Here is a 2,179-nt window from a genome sequence, read left to right as displayed (position 1 = left end):
CAAGCCGACATCGCCCGCAACCAACAGCTCGCCCGTGCCGTGACGATGCAGGGCGGCGATGCCCTCGACACGCTACTGTCGGCGATAGAACGGCGCGGGGCGATGATGCGGCAGGCTGGGGCCTATGGCGATGCAGACCGGATCGGCCGGCAGGGTGGCGCCACAGGCGTGCCGGCGGGGGTGGCGACCCTGGTCGGGGGCCCTGGGGCGCCGCACGATCGCGACCAATTCCGCCGGTCGGAAAGCCGACAGCGCCCGAAACCAACCGCTCGCCCGTGCCGTGACGATGCAGGGCGGCGATGCCCTCGACACGCTACTGTCGGCGATAGAACGGCGCGGGGCGATGATGCGGCAGGCTGGGGCCTATGGCGATGCAGCGCGGATCGGCGCGCAGGCTGGCGCAATCTCTCAGGCCGACCGAGCGCGGACCTACCTGCCGGCGCTGCCCTTCGTGGGCCGATGACCTTTCCAGGCAAAAAAGCCACCGATGATCCAGAACGTGATGATCCCGACCCACACGGCTACGCCGCCGATGCGGTCCCAGAGCCAATCGACACCTGCTGGTAAAGTCGCGTTCACGGCCCACGACAGCGCCGCCATGCCGATGGCGAACAGCACCAGGGTCAGCAGTATTTCGAGCCAGCGGGGCATCGCATGAAGATGGCCCCGCCTTGCCATTCTGTCGATAGCCGACAGAGGCTGCAGATTCGGCCCAGGACGGCCGTCGCCCGGAATAACGCCCTAGCGTCGAACCGCATCCGACCGCCGCTGGCGGGCTGTTTCTCGCACAAAAGGGCAGCGTCATGAGTAGCGGCTTTGGAGGCATTCCCGTATTCGCGCAGGACGACACGTCCGGGTTGCCGACCGACCTTCTCGGGCTTGGGCAGGCGGCCCAAGCGTCGGCGCAAGACCAGAGCGTGCCCTCGGCCACCCCGCCGGGCTTCACGGGCTACACGCCGCCGACACCGCCGACCGGTGCCCCGACCCCTGTCCTGAACCCGAACGCGGCGGCCACAGGCGCCAGCCTGATTTCGGCGCTGGGCCCGAACAGCGCCGAGGCCGCGACGCCGTCGATGTCGGACCGGGATGCGCTGATCGCCAGCGCGCGCCGGATCGGGGCCGACCCGCTCGATCTCGCTACGGTCATGTCCTACGAGACCGGCGGCACCATGTCCCCGTCGCAGTATGGCGGTGCGGGCGGTCGCCATGTCGGCTTGATCCAGTTCGGCCCGACCGAACAGCAGGCCTATGGCGCATCGGCGGGCCAGTCGTTTCAGGATCAGTTGCCCACGGTCGAGCGCTATCTGACGGATCGCGGCTTTCAGCCTGGGATGAGACGGCTGGATCTGTATTCCACGATCAACGCAGGGCACCCAGGCCTGTATGGCGCCTCCGACGCGGGCAACGGTGGCGCACCGGGCAACGTAGCCGACAAGGTAGCGAGTATGGCCCCGCACGAGGCCAAAGCGGCGGCTTTCTTGGGCGGCAACTTCCAGCCGCAGATGCCAACCGGCGGTCAGCCGCGGTCCATGACACCGGGAATCGCCGCCCCTATGGACGCCTCGATGGGCTCGACGGCGCAACAGGGCGGTTTCGGCCTCGGTGGCGTCGTCGGGCAAGGTTCTGCCGTTCCGGGGCAGTCTTCCCCGACGCCCGACGCCGCGTCCCTGGCCGGTCAGCCGACGGCGCTGGACGGGTCGCAGGGCCAGCAGGAGGACGCTAGTCCCTACGGCGGTATCGCCAGCGCGCTCAAGAGCATCGCGGGCGGGCAGCAGAAGCAGGGCCAGAAGGCGGCGGGCGGCGGCGGAATGGCGCCCCCAAAGATGGATGGGCGAGCGATGACCCTACAGCAGGCCCGGCAGCAGTTCGAGGCGAGCCGGTTCTACTCGATGCTGCCCCGGGGTGGGCGGGCTGGATAGGTCAGGGCGCCTGGCGGTGCGCCTGTCGAGGCGTCAGGCCGTTCGGGTTCGGCGGCCTTGTAGCCGCTCGGCCTCCTCCCGCCACGTGTCCCGCTCTGTTCTCATGGCTTCGACGAGGGCGTGCATGTTGCCGGCGTCGATCGCGGTCTCGACGAGCATGTCTTGAGCGGAGGCCAGTTGCTCGCGCAACTCGGCGTTCTCGGCCGCCAGCGCTAGAAGCAGGGCGGCCACGACATCGCTCATTCCTGCTCCCGCACACC

General features: G+C 69.1%; 3 protein-coding genes. 1 reads left to right on the top strand and 2 read right to left on the bottom strand.

All coding sequences use genetic code 11. The annotated features are described in order from the left end of the window. Positions 1-429: 429 nt before the first annotated feature. Positions 430-651: a hypothetical protein gene (locus MKK69_RS10385; RefSeq protein WP_243967717.1), complete on the bottom strand. Its 222-nt coding sequence runs from the start codon at positions 649-651 to the stop codon at positions 430-432. Between the two features lie 152 nt (positions 652-803). On the opposite strand from MKK69_RS10385, the gene MKK69_RS10380 reads away from it, so the two are divergent. Beyond that, on the top strand, positions 804-1,919 hold the full coding sequence (locus MKK69_RS10380) for a hypothetical protein (protein ID WP_243967715.1): 1,116 nt from the start codon (positions 804-806) through the stop codon (positions 1,917-1,919). A 33-nt stretch (positions 1,920-1,952) separates the two neighbouring features. On the opposite strand, the gene MKK69_RS10375 is transcribed toward MKK69_RS10380, so the two are convergent. Next, positions 1,953-2,162 (bottom strand): hypothetical protein, encoded by a 210-nt coding sequence (locus MKK69_RS10375; RefSeq protein ID WP_243967713.1) that lies wholly within the window; start codon positions 2,160-2,162, stop codon positions 1,953-1,955. Positions 2,163-2,179 lie beyond the last annotated feature (17 nt).

Source organism: Methylobacterium sp. J-026, assembly GCF_022829585.1.
In the GTDB taxonomy this organism is placed as follows: domain Bacteria; phylum Pseudomonadota; class Alphaproteobacteria; order Rhizobiales; family Beijerinckiaceae; genus Methylobacterium.
Note: the sequence above shows the minus strand (reverse complement) of the source record. Positions and strands in the feature narration are given on the sequence as shown.